We start from the raw sequence: 16,658 nt of genomic DNA on the forward strand, positions 1-16,658 counted from the left end.
TTGTCAACCATAATCAGTGATGTCCGGTTAGGTTTTTGCTTGCTCAATAATTTTTTGATCTTTGACAATATTGTCCCTGTTTGAACTATGAGAGCCCTGCTCCTCGCAGCCAAACAGGTCATTTAGAATGGCGGTTCGCAGCTGCCGAACTCTTTTGATCGTGACCTTTTCATTAAACTGTTTTTGGCAATGGATTGCCAGTAACAGGTAAGTGATAAGGCCGCCAAGAATCTGAACCATAAGGCCGTATTCACTGCGGGCAATGAGATGATATACCTTCAGATGTTCTTTCCACCATTTGAAAAAATCCTCAATGGTCCACCGGAGTTTATAAATTGTTGCTATTTGTTCCGCTGTTAAATCATGCCTGTCAGTTGCCACATAGTATTTGACGCCAGCAATTTTATAGCCAACAACCCGAACAGGCCTTTTCGTCTGGTTTTGATTCGGAGTACCAAGTTTAACCAGTGCATCATAAAAAATGTAGCTGTCGGAAGGGGTCTCGTGGTTATCAATAATTGTTCTTGTTGTCCTGGTTTTTATACGGCAGACAAAATGTTTGCCTTGCTCCTGAAGCAGGTCAAATTCTTTATGGGATTGATATCCACGATCCATAACACCTGTTTGCCCCTTGGAAACTATTTTGGGAACAAAGGTGCGTTCAGCGCCGTTGCCTTCAGTCAAAAAGATTTTGTTTGGGATTCCGTGATTAATGTCAAATCCGCAATGTACTTTGGCTTTTTTACTTCCTTTTCTGTAGTTCGCCCAGTGCATTGAAAGGACTGCATTTATGAGACTACCGTCAATGGAAACCAACTCTCCTAACTCGGCGTGTTCACCCGGATGACACTCAAGAGCCTGTTTATAAAGATCCTCAAAGATAAATTGCAGTTGTTCGAGTCCCCTGTGATTGATGGCTTCACAGAAACTACTACGGCTGATACCACCGTCTGGCGCAATATTTTCTTTAGCAAAAACATTCTCCTTGAGATCCTGAATTAAATGTCGGGCAGACTTGTGCTCCTGAAGATGGAAATAAACCAAAGCATTTATCTGGTCTTCGAATGTCATTTTTAAAGGGCGATCTCCTCGAGATTGTAATTCCGGTGCTTTTGAAAGTGACTTTATCAGAGGGCACCTGAAATTGTCAAAGTTCAGGGACCGTAGTTGTTTTTTAGGGACTGAGATGTGCGTCATTTGAGCTCCTTGAGTTAAATTTTCAAGGCGCACAAAAATTTTTACGCACATTTGTCAACACAAAACAGACTGTTTTTTCAATGATTTTAGATGCTTTTTATATGCAACAACCTAACCGGACACTACTGAACCATAATATAAAATTTTACATAAAAATCCGATATATGATCTCCCACGGCAACATATGGTTATGCACATGACAGACCAATTAACTTTTCTGTATAATACCCTTGATAGAGGTTTAACCCGCATATCTCACAAAGCGTTTTTGCCTTAGCGGCAAGGCTGGCAATTTATTGAAAACAGCCTTGAAAAAATTGATGGATTTTATTTTTTAAAATCTGGTATGATCACAGCTTTTATAAGTGTAAGGATAAATCAATAGTGAATTTGAATATTGTATTATTGGAACCGGAAATCCCTCAGAACACGGGAAATATCGGCAGAACCTGTAATGCCATGGGCGCATCTTTACATTTGATCGAACCCTTGGGGTTTTCCATAGAAGATAAATACCTGCGGCGTGCTGGACTTGATTATTGGAAAAATCTAAAGGTTAAAACCTATACCAATTTCAAAGAGTATCTTGCCCGGAACCCCCAGGGTCAAAAAGTATTTCTTTCAAAAAAAGCAAGTGTTCAATGTGATCTTTTTCCTTATTCCGATCATGTCCACCTGATCTTTGGAAAAGAATCCAAAGGCCTGCCTGAAAAACTGCTCCTTGAAAACAAGGATGCCTGCGTAAGGGTGCCCATGTTTTGTGAGGCCAGATCTTTTAATCTGGCCAACACCGTTGCAATTCTCAGTTATGAGGTCATGCGCCAGCACAAGTTTGCAGGGCTTAAGATTGAGGGAATTCTTTAGGCCGGACACGCAATTTTGTTCAACCTTTGGCCCAGGGCTTATCCCCCCAAAAAACATTTCATTTTTTTTATTATTCAGCCACAAATTCTGTTTACATTCACCCGGTATCTGATGTATAAACAAAATACTGATATCTGATATATCACACATCAGATATTGTTTCGATTACCATCAGTTCCCCCGAGGGCCTGATTGAAAACGCAACAGGACTTTCGGGGAAAGAAAACAATGAGAGCAAAGGGAGAATACCCATGAAAATGACCACTGAAGAAGCCTTTGTAAAAGTGCTCCAAATGCATGGCATTGACAATGCCTTCGGGATAATCGGATCTGCCATGATGCCGATTTCAGACCTGTTTCCCAAAGCCGGGATCACCTTCTGGGACTGCGGACATGAAGGCAATGCCGGAATGATGGCTGACGGATTTACCCGGGCATCCGGTAAAATGTCCATGATGGTTGCCCAAAACGGACCTGGGATCACCAACTTTGTAACCCCTGTTAAAACCGCTTATTGGAATCATACCCCGCTTTTATTGGTCACCCCCCAGGCCGCCAACATGACCATGGGCCAGGGCGGATTCCAGGAAGTCCCCCAGATGGCCATTTTTGAAGATATGGTGGCCTATCAGGAAGAGGTGCTCCACCCTTCCAGAATCGCAGAAGTTCTCAACCGGGTGATCCTCCAGGCCAAAAGAGCATCAGCCCCTGCCCAGATCAACGTCCCCCGAGACTTCTGGACCCAGGTCATTGATATTGACATGCCGGCCGTGGTTGAATTTGAACGGCCTGCAGGGGGGGAGAACGCCCTTTCAAAGGCAGCCGAACTTCTGAGCCAGGCAAAATTTCCTGTGATCCTCAACGGCGGCGGTGTGGTGATCGGCAACGCCATTGAAGAGTCCATGGCCCTGGCAGAACAACTGGATGCCCCGGTATGTTGCGGCTACCAGCACAATGACGCCTTTCCCGGAAGCCATCCGCTTTACACCGGCACCCTGGGTTACAACGGGTCCAAAGCCGGCATGGAACTCATTGCCCGGGCGGATGTGGTTTTGGCACTGGGCACCCGGCTCAATCCCTTTTCCACCCTGCCCGGCTACGGCATTGACTATTGGCCCACCAATGCCGCCGTTATCCAGATTGATATCAACCCGGACCGCATCGGTCTGACCAAACCTGTGACCGTGGGTATTGTGGGGGATGCTAAAAAAGTGGCCAAATCAATTCTGGCCCAATTGCCCAAAACGGCAGGGGATGCAGACCGTGAGACCCGCAAAGCCACCATTGCCCAGGTTAAATCAGATTGGGACAAGGAACTTTCCACCATGGATCATGAAGCAGATGACGCCGGCACCACATGGAACGAGCGCGCCCGCAATCAGGATCCTGAAAAAATCACCTCCCGCATGGCATGGCGCGCCATTAAAGCCGCCCTGCCTGAAAATGCCATTATCTCTTCGGACATCGGCAATTCCTGCGCCATTGGTGCGGCCTATCCCAGTTTTGAACAGGGACGCAAATACCTGGCTCCCGGCATGTTCGGCCCCTGCGGATATGGGTTTCCCGCCATCCTCGGAGCCAAAATTGCCCAGCCCGATGTTCCTGTTGTGGGATTTGCAGGGGACGGGGCATTTGGTATTTCCATGAACGAAATGACGGCCTGCGGCCGTGATGAATGGCCGGCCATTACCATGGTTGTTTTCCGCAACTATCACTGGGGTGCTGAAAAACGAAATACCACCCTCTGGTTTGACGATAATTTTGTGGGAACCGAACTTGACCGCAACGTTAACTATGCACAGATTGCAAAGGGATGCGGGGTAGAGGGAGTGCAGGCTACCTCCATGGAAGATCTGAGTGCCAAACTGTCAGCTGCGGTTAAGGCCCAGATGGAAGAAGGCAAAACCACTTTTATCGAAGTGCTGACCAATATGGAGCTTGGCGAACCCTTTCGCAGGGACGCCATGAAAAAACCTGTGGCAGTTGCCGGTATTGACAAGGCAGACATGAAACCCCAAAAAGGGGTATAAGGCTGCACAGGCGTATTCAATATGTATAAATAGGGTCCGGCAATCACCGCCAGTGTTGCCGGGCCCTTTACACGTTAACCACAAAAGGTTAGAATCCTATGATTAAAAGGGGGGCCCCATGGAAAATCAATTCAATTGGCTGGATTACGATTCAGACGAAATAATAGCAGCGGACAGGGATGCGCTCTGGCATCACCTCAAGCCCCATAAATTTTTTGAATCCCAGGAACAGATGATCATTGTTGAAGGCAAAGGCCTGATGGTCAAAGATATCAGGGGACGCGAATATCTGGATGCCTCGTCCGGAGGCGTCTGGAGCGTGATGGTGGGCTATGGACGGGATTCCATTGCAGATGCGGTGTGTGCCCAGCTCAAAAAAATGCCCTATTTTGCAGGGGTATTCGGCAATGTGCCGGCCATCAAATTTGCCAAAAAACTACTTGAAAAACTGCCCAACCACCACAAGGTTTATTTTTCAAATTCAGGATCCGAGGCCAATGAAAAAGCCTTTAAAATTGTCCGCCAGGCCTCACGGATCAGCCCCCAGCGCAAAGGTAAATACAAAATCATGTACAGGGACCGGGATTACCACGGCACGACCATCGGCGCCATGAGCGCCACGGGCCAGGCCCAGAGGAAACAGGATTTTGGCCCCTTTGTAGAAGGGTTTGTGGAATTTCCCCATTGCTGCTGCTATCGCTGTCCCTATGATAAAACCTATGGATCATGCAAAATTGAATGCGCAACAAAGGTGGAAGATATCATCCTGGCCCAGGGGACCGACACCATCGGCGGCATGATTGTAGAGCCCATAACCGCCGGCGGCGGCATTCTCAAACCTGTGCCCGAGTATTATCCCATTCTCCAGAAAATATGCCGAAAATACGATATCTGGATGATCATGGATGAGGTGGTCTGCGGTTTCGGCAGGACCGGAAAATTCTGGGGTCACGAACACTATGATGTGGACCCGGATATCATTACCATGGCCAAGGGCCTTGCCTCTTCCTATGAACCCCTGTCAGCCACGGTTGTCAAACAAAAGGTCTATGATGTTTTTTTAAACGATCCGTCAAATCCAGAGACCCGGCTCAACTATTTTCGGGACATTTCCACCTATGGAGGATGTACCTCTGCCATGACCGCGGCTCTTGAAAGCACCCGGATCATTGAAGATGAAAACCTTGTTGAAAATTCAGTTAAAATGGGAGCCTATCTGCTGGCAAAATTATCGGCCCTGAAAAAATATGATGTGGTGGGAGATGTCAGGGGGCAAGGACTTTTTGCAGGCATTGAATTTGTTAAAGACAAAGAGACCAAAACTCCGGTCACCGAAGCCCAGATGGCCAATTTAATGGGCAATGTACTTGCCCAAAACGTGATTGTGGGCCGGACCAACTCAAGCTTTAACGGTCTCAATAATATCATGAATTTCGCCCCCTGCCTGATCATTACCCAAGACCAGGTGGATACCATTGTAGCGGCGGTTGAAAAAGCCATCCAGAAGACATTTACATGACAAAACCAATGATCGTAAGGTGAAATAACAACCAAAGGAGGCACAAGATGCGAGTCGGAATCTTAAAAGAAATCAAAGTATTGGAAAAAAGAGTCTGCATGACCCCGGCAGGCGTGGTGGCCATGAAACAGAACGGGCACGATGTCCTGGTTGAAAAAGAGGCCGGCATGGGTGCGGGGTTTCCCGATTCAGAATACCTTGCCGCAGGTGCCCTCATTGCAGATACCCCTGCTGAAGTTTATTCAACATGCGATATGGTCATGCATGTCAAAGAGCCCCAGCCCTCTGAATATGATATGATCAAAAAAGACCAGATCGTATTTACCTATCTGCATCTTGCAGCCGACGAACAGCAGACCCACGGACTGATCAAGGCCAAGTCCGTTAATATTGCCTACGAAACCATTGAAAAAGAAAACGGCTCTCTGCCCTTGCTTGTGCCCATGAGTGAAGTGGCCGGGCGGATGGCCACCCAGGAGGCAGCCAAATACCTTGAAATGCCCCAGGGCGGCATGGGGGTTCTGCTTGGCGGAGTAACCGGAGTGGAACCTGCTACGGTGGTCGTCATCGGTGGAGGGGTGGTCGGGATTAACGCAGCCAAAATGGCCTGCGGCCTCGGTGCCAAGGTCTATATCCTGGACACCAATCTGGAAAGACTGTCCTATCTGGATGATGTCATGCCGGCCAATTGTTTTCCGGTCATGTCCAACGCAGCGGTTATGGCAGAACTTGTGGCAAAAGCAGATGCGGTAATCGGTGCGGTTCTGGTGGCAGGTGCAAAAGCCCCCAAGCTTCTCACCCGCCAGATGCTCAAGACCATGAAAAAAGGATCGGTCGTGGTGGATGTGGCCATTGACCAGGGGGGATGCTTTGAAACATCAAAAGCCACCACCCATGCAGAACCGACCTTTGAGGTTGACGGTGTGGTCCACTATTGTGTTGCCAACATGCCCGGCGCCGTTGCCAGGACCTCCACCCGCGCCCTGACCAACGCCACCCTTCCCTATGCCGTTGAAATTGCCAACAAGGGATGGAAAAAAGCCATGCAGGACAACAAAGAAATCAGGCTGGGAGCCAATGTGATCAGCGGTAAAGTGGTTTACAAGGCCGTTGCAGATGCCTTTGGCCTTGATTATACGCCGGTTGAAACCTTTTTATAACCTTTTTGCCTTACACGAATCATTCATGGGAAGCCTTATCTTCCCATGAATGATTTTAGCCTTTCCCAGCCTGATTCTTGGTCTTATCCAAGTTCTGATTTAAACTGCCGGGTCATGAGCCGTTCATACAGGCCTGGAAACAGCCTTGATACAAAATAGCCCAACTTCCCAAAAAAGGTAAAGACCAGCATGGGACGATTGGCCTGTGCCCCTCTGCGAATCTGGGATGCGACAAATTCAGGGGTCTGCTGGGTCCCCACACGGGTCTGTTTGTGGGTAGCGATATTGCCGTCCCCGCCAAGGGCGAGGGTCTGGAGATTTGTTTGAATAAATCCCGGGCAGACGATCATCACATGGACCCCCTTATGCCGAAGTTCGCAACGCAATGAGGTAAAAAAACCGTGCATGGCATGCTTGGAAGCGGCATAACCACAGCGGCCGAGCAAGGGGGAGACCCCGGCAACAGACTCGTTCACCACAATGGTGCCGCAGGATTCAATCAGACTTGGCAGGGCAGCTTTTGTCATATACACGGATCCGAAAAAATTGACCTCCATGACCTTTTCAATGACAGCGATCTTGGTTTTTTCAAACAGGCTTCTCTGGGTAATTCCGGCATTGTTAAAGAGAAGGTCAATGGATCCGAACCTGGCCAATGCCTTGTCAACAACATCCTGGCAAAGGGCTTGATCGGTGACGTTGCATTGAACAGTGAGAATGGAAAATCCTTTTTCATTAAAAAGAACCGCCTGCTTTTCAAGCATGGCCCCGTCCATGTCCACCATGACAATTTGGGCCCCTGCCCTGGCAAACTCCCAGGCCGTGGCCAGACCAATGCCTGAAGCCCCGCCGGTGATAACAGCGGTTTTACCCTTAAATGTTCGTCTATCCATGGGTAACCTCAGGATTATTTTTCATGATTTTGGTAAAGAAAAATGCCGTGGAAAGTCCTGCAAAAATATGCCAGATCCCCCACCAGGCCACAACAATGGCCATGCCCCCAAGACCGTTGAAAAAATTAAAGACCAGGATCAGGCCCAAAGCAGAATTCTGGATACCCACCTCCACGCAGACCGCCCTGCAGTCAGGTTCGGGAAGGCCAAATATCTTGGCCGACCAATACCCGATATTCAGGGCCAGGGCATTGTGAAGCAGAACAGCAAAAACCACCAGGCCCACATAGGCGACAAAATTCTGCCAATTGGCAGCAAGCGCGCCGCAGACAATGACAATAAAGAAAATCAGGGAAAAAATCTTAAAGGGTTTTCTCACCTTATCGGCCAGGGATGGCACATATTTTCCAAGGCTCATCCCGATGATCAAAGGGATCCCCAAAATCAAAAAAACCGTGACAAACACATCCATGGGGTCCAGGCAAACCTGTTGTAAAATCGGGGCGGTATCCGGGTTAAGTCTGCCCCAAAAAGAGATATTAAAAGGGGTCATCACAATGGCCGCCACCGTTGATACGGCTGTCATGCTGATGGAAACAGCCGAGTTGCCCTTGGAAAGATAGGTAATGATATTGGACAGATTTCCGCCGGGACAGGCAGCCACAAGCATCATGCCCAGGGCAATGGACGGGTAGGGTTTAATGATCATGACCAATAAAAAGGTAAATGCCGGCAACAGGAGGAACTGGGCCACAAGCCCTATGGCAGGGGCTTTAGGGCTTGCAATGATCCGTTTAAAATCTTCAAAACTCAATTCAAGGGCTACACCGAGCATCATCAGGCCGATGGCACCGTTGATAATAGCAATTCCAGTCGGGTTGAAATTCAGTTGAACCTGGTCAAGTGTTACAGGATCCATGTCATCCCCCTTAATGCCAATGGATGAGGGGTTTTTCCCCCCATCCAAGGCTGCTTTGAAGTGTTAACTCATTAGGCTTTATACGCGCCGACATTGGCCAGGGCCATGGAGGCCGGGCTCACGGTTGTGGGATCTGTCATTACATTGATGCAGCAGACCTTGCCAGAGGCAAAGGCATCTTCCAATGCCGGTCTGATATCCTTGGGATCTTCAACCAGATACCCTTTTCCGCCAATGGCTTCAACCATTTTATGGTAATCCACCTTGCCGATAAAGGTGCCGCCTTCAATGGCATGGCCGATGCGAATCTCCTGGGAATGACGGATCATGCCCCAGCCAAGATCGTTGGAAATAACCACGACGATGGGCTGATTCTTGCGAATGGCGGTTTCAAATTCCATGAAGTTAAATCCCACGGATCCGTCACCGGTCATCAGACAGACCCGTTTATCCGGATTTAAAAGCTTTGCTGCATTGGCATAGGGAAGGCCCACGGCAAGAGAGCCGAAAATACCGTAATCCAGATAAGTCCCCCCGGTTTTAAGGGTGCGGGTCATGCCCAGCCAGGTGGTGGTATCCCCGCCGTCGGCCACAACAATATCATCCTCTCTGTTCATAAACTGGTTGATCTCCTGGGCCAGGCGCATGGGATGGACAGGAATATTGTCAGATTCCCAGTCATTTTTGGACAGGGACTTGCCCTCTTCATGGGCTTTGTTCAATTTTTCAATCCAAGGGGAAAATTGTTCTTTAAACCCTTGATCATTTTCAGCGAGCAAGGCATTGCAATTGCTCAAAAAGCCTTTCACATCGGAAACCACAGGCAGATCCACTGTCCTGTTTCTTCCGATTTCGTCGGGCTGGATATCCACCTGGGCAATCTTGGCTTCCGGATTAAATATATCCCCGAACAAATAATACAGACAAATCCGGCTGCCTAGAATAATGACCAAATCGGTTTCAAGGTAGGCGGCAAACCCGCCGCCGGGACGGATGGCCAGGGCCCCTTCAAAACAAAGAGGATGCTCATCTGACAAAATTCCCCGGCCTGAAAGATTTGTGAACAAAGGAATTCCGCTGGTCTCAATAAAGGTTTTAAGCTCTTCTTCGGCATGGGCCTGCCATGCGCCTGTGCCTGCAATGACCACAGGATTTTTCGCCCCTTTGATCATCTCCATTAAGGCCCCGGCCTTGCCCGGATCCGAAGGATTAGAGGTGACCACTGTACGGGTCTGACGCACGGCAGCCTTGTCCACAGGAGTGTTCAGCACATCAATGGGGAACTCAAGATATACCGGGCCCGGCCGACCGCTTTCGGCAATCCTGAAGGCCATGTCCACATATTCATTCACCCGTTCTGCCTTCATGCAGACCAGAGCCTTTTTAACCATGGGTTGAATCACAGACGACTGGGGCATGTCCTGAAGATCAAGCCTTTCCTTATTGTCCAGGCCCACGCACCCGGCAATGAGTACCAGAGGGGTATTGGAAAAATGTGCAGACGCCACGCCTGTCAGGGCATTGGTGAACCCAGGGCCTGCCGTGACCATGGCCACGCCCGCTTTTCGGGTCAGTTTGCCGTAGGCCTCTGCCATGAACAGAGCAGACTGTTCGTGGCGGGTATCAAATATTTTAACCTCAGTGTCTTCAAGATGCTGGTAAATCGGAGTGATATGTCCCCCGCTCAAAGAAAAAATATAATCGATCTTTCTGTCGGCTAATGCCTTGGCAGCCAATTCTGCGCCGGTAATGGTTTCCATAATAGCTCCTTATAATATAAAATTTAATTTGGCTAACACATCATTTCTTAGTCTAAAGTTCCATGAGCTGTCCGCCGCAGATGTTCAATGCCTGTCCTGTGACATAGGAAGAGGCATCTGAAGCCAGAAACACAGCCATGTCTGCCACCTCGGCCGGACTGCCAATCCGTCCTAAAGGAATGGAGGCTGACATTTTTTCTTCCTGTTCTTCCACACTGGTGTTGAGAAACTGGGCTTCAAGACCGAACCGCCATTTTTCAAGATCCGTCATGATTTGGCCAGGACAGATGGCATTAACCCGAATCTTAAGTCCTGACAACTCCTTGGCCATGACCTTGGTGAGCATGATCACCCCGGCCTTTGATACGGCATAGGCCCCGTTGAACAAAGGCGGCACCTTGCCTGCCCGTGATGCGGTATTGACAATGGCCCCTCCTTTTTCCTGCATCAAAGGAACAATGGCTTTGGATACACGGAATACACCGTGAAGATTGACATCTACCGTTTTTATCCAGGCCTGCTCGTCATAGGTGTGCACCCCATTGGGCACCCCAAACGTCGCGCCTGCATTGTTGCACAGGATATCCACACACCCAAATTCGTCAGATACGGTCTTGGCCATGGATTCGACAAGGGCTGTGTCTGTCACATCCAGGTTCACGGCCAGAGTCCTGACCTTGTACTGGGATGCCAGCTCCCGGGCAATGGTGTCCATTTCGTCAGAAGTGGAGGTCCCCACATCAGCATCAAATGTTTTGGCCGTGCCGAAATCCGCGATAATGACATGGGCCCCGAGTGAGGCGAACTTTTCAGCCATTGCATATCCAATGCCTGTTTTTTTCCCGGATCCTGTGACCAAAGCAACTTTATTTTCCAATGATTTCATTTGTCCTCCTAAAATTTGATATAAGATCCAGCCAAAATCTTGCAATCATACGAGCTTTATTTTCCATTGCACTCACAAGCAACTGCCATGGACCGGCCAGTTTCTGCCCTTTAGGGCATGCCGGTTATTCCCAGACTATGGACTGGATAAGTTTTTCCACGCTGTACTCATAAATTGTTTTGTGCTGCTCCTTGCCAAGGGTGGTATGTTCAAGTTTCCTAAACTGGACCAGGCCATGGATGGTTCCCAGGAACATGACAGAAAACTTGGCAGGGTCCCTTTCCATAAAAAAAACGGTTTGGTTACCGGTTTCAAGAATACTCTGGATCAAGGTCAAAATTTTTCCGCCTGCAAGGTCTACCTTTTGTTTTAAATCAGGTTTAAAAAAAACTTTGGTGGACGAAAGAAAATAATTGATAATATTATAATATTCAGAATGGGTCTGGTAAAAATCATAATAAACTTGAGCAATGTGGCGCAGTTTTTCATCAGGATCAAGATTGGCTTGGGCAGCCTGACTGACAATGGAAAATAAAATGGAAAGCCCCTCCTGCTGAAGAGCGATAAAGATTTCTTCTTTATTTTTATAATGAAAATAGATGGTGCCCACCCCCAGTTCAGCTTCCTTTGAAATTTTGCTGATGGACACCTTTTCAATACCCTGGGAAAAAAGCAGCTTTCTGGCTGCATCCAGAATTTGGGTCCGCCGCATCTGTTTTTCAAGTTTTCGCCGCTCTTTCACCCCATTGACCTATCTCCTGAACATTAATTCTAAAATATGTTTCGATTATCGAATCGCATTCTAATGTTTTAACTGTCAAGAAAAATCATACCCATCCCTTAATTATTTTTACCCCCCCCGGGATGGTTTAAAAAATCTCTTCGTTGGGCAATGTCCTGGCGGACCTCAAAATGGCATAAAAAAAGGCTGTCTTAAAAAAAGACAGCCTTTTTTCCGTTCAAATGACAAGGTTATGATCAGGTATCCATGATCAGACCTGCTTCCCTGCCAATGCCATGGTATTCAAACCCTGTCTCTTCCATTTCTTCTGGATCATATTGATTTCTGCCGTCAAAAATAACAGGAGACTTCATCAGTATCTTCATTTTTTTAAAATCCGGCTGACGGAATGTTTTCCATTCAGTGACCAGAATACAGGCATCTGACTCTTCCAGGGCCTGATAGGGATCTGAAACAAACACCACCTGGTCTTTGAACTCCTTTGAAATTTCTTTTCGGGCCTGGTCCATGGCCACCGGATCATAGGCCCTGATCATGGCACCTGATTTTGCCAGGGTTTTTATGAGAACCAAGGATGAGGCCTCACGCATATCATCGGTTCCAGGCTTAAAGGCAAGCCCCCATACGCCAAAGACCCTGTTGGAAAGATCTTTGCCAAACCGTTGGATGATCTTGGTGCCCAGCACCTGTTTTTTGAAGATTGTTTCTGCGCTCAACCAATTCAAGGAGAACAGCATTGAATCCGATATCCTTGCTGGTTTTTACCAAAGCCTTGACATCCTGGGAAAAACAAGACCCCCCATAACCGCATCCCGGATAGATAAAGGAAAACCCGATCCTGGAGTCTGAACCAATGCCTTTTCTGACATTTTCAACATCCACCCCAAGTTTTTCACAAAGATTGGCAATCTCATTCATAAAAGAAATCTTGGTTGCCAGCATTGAATTGGCTGCATATTTGGTCATTTCCGCATCCCTGACATTCATCAAAATAATCTTGTCACGATTTCTGGAAAAGGGTGCATACAAGCGTTTCATGATCTTGGCAGCCGGGTCAGAATCAGCGCCCACAATAATCCGGTCCGGTTTTAAAAAATCATTGACCGCAGCCCCTTCTTTTAAAAACTCCGGGTTTGAGACCACATCAAAGGGGATATCTTCCCCCCTGGCCTCAAGCGCCTCACAAATAACCGCATTGACCTTATCGGCAGTGCCCACGGGTACAGTGGATTTGTCCACCACCACGGCGTATTCAGAGATGACCCGGCCGATTTGTCTTGCAACCTCAAGCACATATTTTAGATCTGCGGATCCATCCTCACCCGGCGGGGTACCAACGGCAATAAAAAACAGATTGCAGTCCTTGGCAGCCTCTTTCAGGCTGGTGGTAAACTTCAAAGTGCCCTCTTTATAGTTATCCAGAACAATGGGCTCAAGCCCGGGCTCGTAAATGGGCAGTATCCCTTTTTTCAAATTTTCAATTTTTTCTTTGTCAATGTCCACACAGGTGACATGGCTTCCCATTTCAGAAAAGCATGCCCCGGTAACAAGCCCGACATAGCCGGTACCGATAATGGTCAGTTTCATTCTTGTATTTACCGCCTCTTGATTAATCTATTTATTTTTGTATTTATTGGGTCAAATTCTTCTATGGATATGTTCAGCCCTTGTCAACACTCTCTGCTAAGACCGCCATAATAGTCCAGGGCAACATTTTTTGTCAATCCGCCCCTTTTTACAACCACTGGGAAAAGCGTAAAACAAAGGGCTTAAATTTTATGAACGTTCATTATAATTAAAATGTTGGTTTGAATTCAAGGCAGGGATAAATTTTAACCTGATAAATATATGCAATATTTTGAGGAATCAAATCTGTCTGCAATTTATAAACCGAGCCAAAATACAATGATTTAACGGGTCCTATTTTTTGGGTGAAGCAATATGAATTCATTGTCAAATCATAATTTGAGTCGATCAAGACCGATATTTGAATCGAACAAAAAATTTATTCTTTTATTTATCCTTGTTATTTTTATCTGCAATTGACAAGTTTGGCAGATGGTTTTATTTTTTAATGATTATGACTATACATCAGACCAAATATCTCAAAGACTATAGGCCGTTTGAATTTATCGTCGACCATGTCGACCTTAAATTTGACATTGAAGAGGATCACACCCGGGTGACCTCAATCTTGAAACTCAGAAAAAAACCTGGGATGGCAAACAAAGAGCTCACCCTGGTATTGAACAAAGCTGACTATGAAATCACCTCGGTGGTTGCCAACGGGATGGTGCTTCTGCCCGGAGAGTACGAGGTAGATGACCAGTATTTTAAACTTGCTCGGACCCCTGAAGTCTTTGAACTTGAAATTAGTTCTATTCTGAATCCTGCAGCCAACACCTCCCTTGAAGGCCTCTACCAGTCAGGCAAGATCATCTGCACCCAGTGTGAAGCCCAGGGATTTAGAAAAATCACCCCATACCCGGACCGGCCGGATGTCATGGCCAGATTTTCCACCACCATTGTGGCGGATAAAACCCGTTTCCCTGTTTTGTTGTCAAACGGCAACCCGATCGCTTCAGGGGATCTTGAAAATAACCGGCACTTTGTCACCTGGAAAGATCCCCATAAAAAGCCCTCTTATCTTTTTGCTATTGTGGCAGGCGATCTTGCCCTGCTCCAGGACGAATTCACCACCCGATCCGGGCGGTCCATTGACCTTAGAATCTATTCGGAAAAAGAAAACATCGACCAGTGCGGACACGCCATGACCAGCCTCAAACAGGCCATGAAATGGGATGAAGACCGGTTTAAACTCGAATATGACCTGGATCTTTACCAAATTGTGGCCATCAATGATTTTAATGCCGGAGCCATGGAAAACAAAGGGCTGAATATCTTTAATGCCAAGTATGTGCTGGCAGATCCCTTAACCGCCACAGACGATGATTTCATGGGGATTCAGGGGGTCATTGCCCATGAGTATTTCCACAATTGGACCGGCAACCGGGTCACCTTAAAAAACTGGTTTCAGCTCAGTCTTAAAGAAGGGCTTACCGTGTTCAGGGACCAGGAATTTTCTTCAGATATGAATTCAAGGCCGGTCAAACGAATCCAGGATGTAAAAAATCTCCGGGCAGCCCAGTTCCCTGAAGATTCAGGCCCCATGACCCACCCGGTAAGGCCGGACGCCTATATCAAGATGGACAATTTTTACACCATGACCGTCTATGAAAAAGGGGCTGAAGTGGTGAGAATGATCTATCAGCTCCTGGGAAAAGAGGGGTTTGCCCGGGGAATGGATTTATATTTTGAAAAATTTGACGGAAAGGCTGTGACCATTGAAGATTTTTTAGATGTCATGGCCGAGGTGTCCCAAAGGGATCTGACCCAGTTTAAACTCTGGTATACCCAGTCAGGTACCCCCCGGGTAACCATGGAAAGAGATTATGATCCAACAAAAAAGACCTTAAGCCTGACCTTTACCCAGTCCACCTTGCCTGACCGGAACCAGACAGAAAAATCTCCCCTTCATATCCCCATTCTCATGGACCTCATCAATTCAAAAGGCGAAACAATCCAAAAAACAATGATGAAGGAATTAAAATCTTCCAAAGAGACCTTTGTCTTTGAAAACATGGACGAGATCAGTTTTCCATCGGTGTTCAGGCAGTTTTCAGCCCCCATCCGCTTGTCAACCGACTTTACAGACCAGGATTTAGCCTTTCTCATGGCCCGGGACACAGATGAATTCAATCAATGGGATGCTGCCCAGACCCTGTTTATCAAAGAGATCAAATCCCTGGTGGCTGCCATTGAGAACAAAAAAGACCTGGCCTTAAGCCCCATCCTTGTTCAGGCCTTTTCAAACGCTCTTGGCAATACAGATCAAGATAAAGCTTTTCTGGCCAAGGCCCTGGCCCTTCCACGAGAAACGGAAATCAAAGATCATTTTGAAATCATTGATGTTACAGCCATTCACCAGGCAAGGACATTTTTAAAACAGGAGTTGGCCCGCCAGGTTCATTCGCTTTTGATGGACACCTTTAAAAATTGTTCAAAAAGCGAGCCCCGGGATATCTCCCATACAGCCATGGCCGACCGGAGTCTGAAAAACATCTGCCTTTCCTATCTTGGGAGTCTGAACGATCAAACCAGCCAGACCCTGGTGCAAACCCAGTTTGACACGGCTCAAAACATGACCGATGAATTTATGGCATTCACCGTTCTCACCCGTATGGATGAAGAAACCAGGGACCGTGCCTGCATGACCTTTTACGAAAAATGGAAACATCATCCTCTGGTCCTGGACAAATGGTTTGGCGCACAGGCAATCTCTCCATTAAAAGACACCCTGGAACAGGTTCAGTCATTAACCCGGCACAAGGCCTTTTCCATGACCAACCCCAACAAGGTCCGGGCCCTTATTTATGCCTTTGCCATGCAAAACCCCATTCATTTTCACAGGCGAGACGGACGAGGGTATCAATTGATCTGCGACCATATTCTTGAATTGGACAAGATCAACCATCAGGTGGCAGCCCGCCTGGCATCCTGTTTTAATCTATGGAAAAAATATGATCAACCCCGGCAGGAAATGATGAAAAAAACCCTGGAAACCATTGGCTCGTCCCAGAACCTGTCAAAAAACCTTTACGAAATCATATCCAGAACTTTGGAATAAG

At 47.3% G+C, this 16,658-nt stretch carries 11 protein-coding genes and 1 pseudogene; 5 read left to right on the plus strand and 7 right to left on the minus strand.

Annotated features, from left to right (window positions below; all coding sequences use genetic code 11):
* Window positions 1-27: 27 nt before the first annotated feature.
* The gene (locus HUN05_15765; GenBank protein ID WDP88093.1) at window positions 28-1,197 is read right to left on the minus strand and encodes an IS4 family transposase; all 1,170 of its coding nucleotides are present in this window, start codon (window positions 1,195-1,197) and stop codon (window positions 28-30) included.
* 381 nt (window positions 1,198-1,578) lie between these two features.
* Between HUN05_15765 and HUN05_15770 the strand changes: the two genes are divergently transcribed.
* The 4 genes from HUN05_15770 to ald all read left to right on the plus strand — a co-directional run bounded on the left by HUN05_15770 (window position 1,579) and on the right by ald (window position 6,770).
* Window positions 1,579-2,061, plus strand: a complete 483-nt coding sequence (locus tag HUN05_15770; GenBank protein ID WDP88094.1) for a tRNA (cytidine(34)-2'-O)-methyltransferase — start codon at window positions 1,579-1,581, stop codon at window positions 2,059-2,061.
* A 251-nt stretch (window positions 2,062-2,312) separates the two neighbouring features.
* The gene (gene xsc, locus HUN05_15775; protein ID WDP86404.1) at window positions 2,313-4,091 is read left to right on the plus strand and encodes a sulfoacetaldehyde acetyltransferase; all 1,779 of its coding nucleotides are present in this window, start codon (window positions 2,313-2,315) and stop codon (window positions 4,089-4,091) included.
* 118 nt (window positions 4,092-4,209) lie between these two features.
* A complete protein-coding gene (locus HUN05_15780; protein WDP86405.1) occupies window positions 4,210-5,610 on the plus strand; it encodes an aminotransferase class III-fold pyridoxal phosphate-dependent enzyme in 1,401 nt (466 codons plus the stop codon).
* A gap of 47 nt (window positions 5,611-5,657) precedes the next feature.
* Window positions 5,658-6,770: an alanine dehydrogenase gene (ald, locus tag HUN05_15785; protein WDP86406.1), complete on the plus strand. Its 1,113-nt coding sequence runs from the start codon at window positions 5,658-5,660 to the stop codon at window positions 6,768-6,770.
* An 83-nt stretch (window positions 6,771-6,853) separates the two neighbouring features.
* Here the strand turns inward: ald and HUN05_15790 are convergent, their stop codons facing one another.
* The 6 genes and pseudogenes from HUN05_15790 to HUN05_15815 form a co-directional block, all read right to left on the minus strand.
* Window positions 6,854-7,663, minus strand: coding sequence for an SDR family oxidoreductase (locus HUN05_15790; GenBank protein ID WDP86407.1), 810 nt, complete (start codon window positions 7,661-7,663; stop codon window positions 6,854-6,856).
* Window positions 7,656-8,582 (minus strand): bile acid:sodium symporter family protein, encoded by a 927-nt coding sequence (locus HUN05_15795; protein WDP86408.1) that lies wholly within the window; start codon window positions 8,580-8,582, stop codon window positions 7,656-7,658. The genes HUN05_15790 and HUN05_15795 overlap by 8 nt, the downstream gene beginning before the upstream one ends.
* Before the next feature lie 71 nt (window positions 8,583-8,653).
* A complete protein-coding gene (locus tag HUN05_15800; protein ID WDP86409.1) occupies window positions 8,654-10,342 on the minus strand; it encodes a thiamine pyrophosphate-binding protein in 1,689 nt (562 codons plus the stop codon).
* Window positions 10,343-10,394: 52 nt separating this feature from the next.
* Window positions 10,395-11,228 carry an SDR family oxidoreductase gene (locus tag HUN05_15805; protein ID WDP86410.1) on the minus strand — a complete coding sequence of 278 codons (834 nt, stop codon included), beginning with the start codon at window positions 11,226-11,228 and terminating at the stop codon, window positions 10,395-10,397.
* 124 nt (window positions 11,229-11,352) lie between these two features.
* Window positions 11,353-11,970, minus strand: a complete 618-nt coding sequence (locus tag HUN05_15810) for a TetR/AcrR family transcriptional regulator (protein WDP86411.1) — start codon at window positions 11,968-11,970, stop codon at window positions 11,353-11,355.
* Between the two features lie 236 nt (window positions 11,971-12,206).
* Window positions 12,207-13,557, minus strand: a pseudogene (locus HUN05_15815) (UDP-glucose/GDP-mannose dehydrogenase family protein).
* Between the two features lie 493 nt (window positions 13,558-14,050).
* Between HUN05_15815 and pepN the strand changes: the two are divergent.
* Window positions 14,051-16,657, plus strand: a complete 2,607-nt coding sequence (gene pepN / locus HUN05_15820) for an aminopeptidase N (protein WDP88095.1) — start codon at window positions 14,051-14,053, stop codon at window positions 16,655-16,657.
* The last annotated feature ends 1 nt before the right edge of the window (window position 16,658 follow it).

Source organism: Desulfobacter sp., assembly GCA_028768545.1.
Taxonomy (GTDB): Bacteria; Desulfobacterota; Desulfobacteria; order Desulfobacterales; family Desulfobacteraceae; genus Desulfobacter.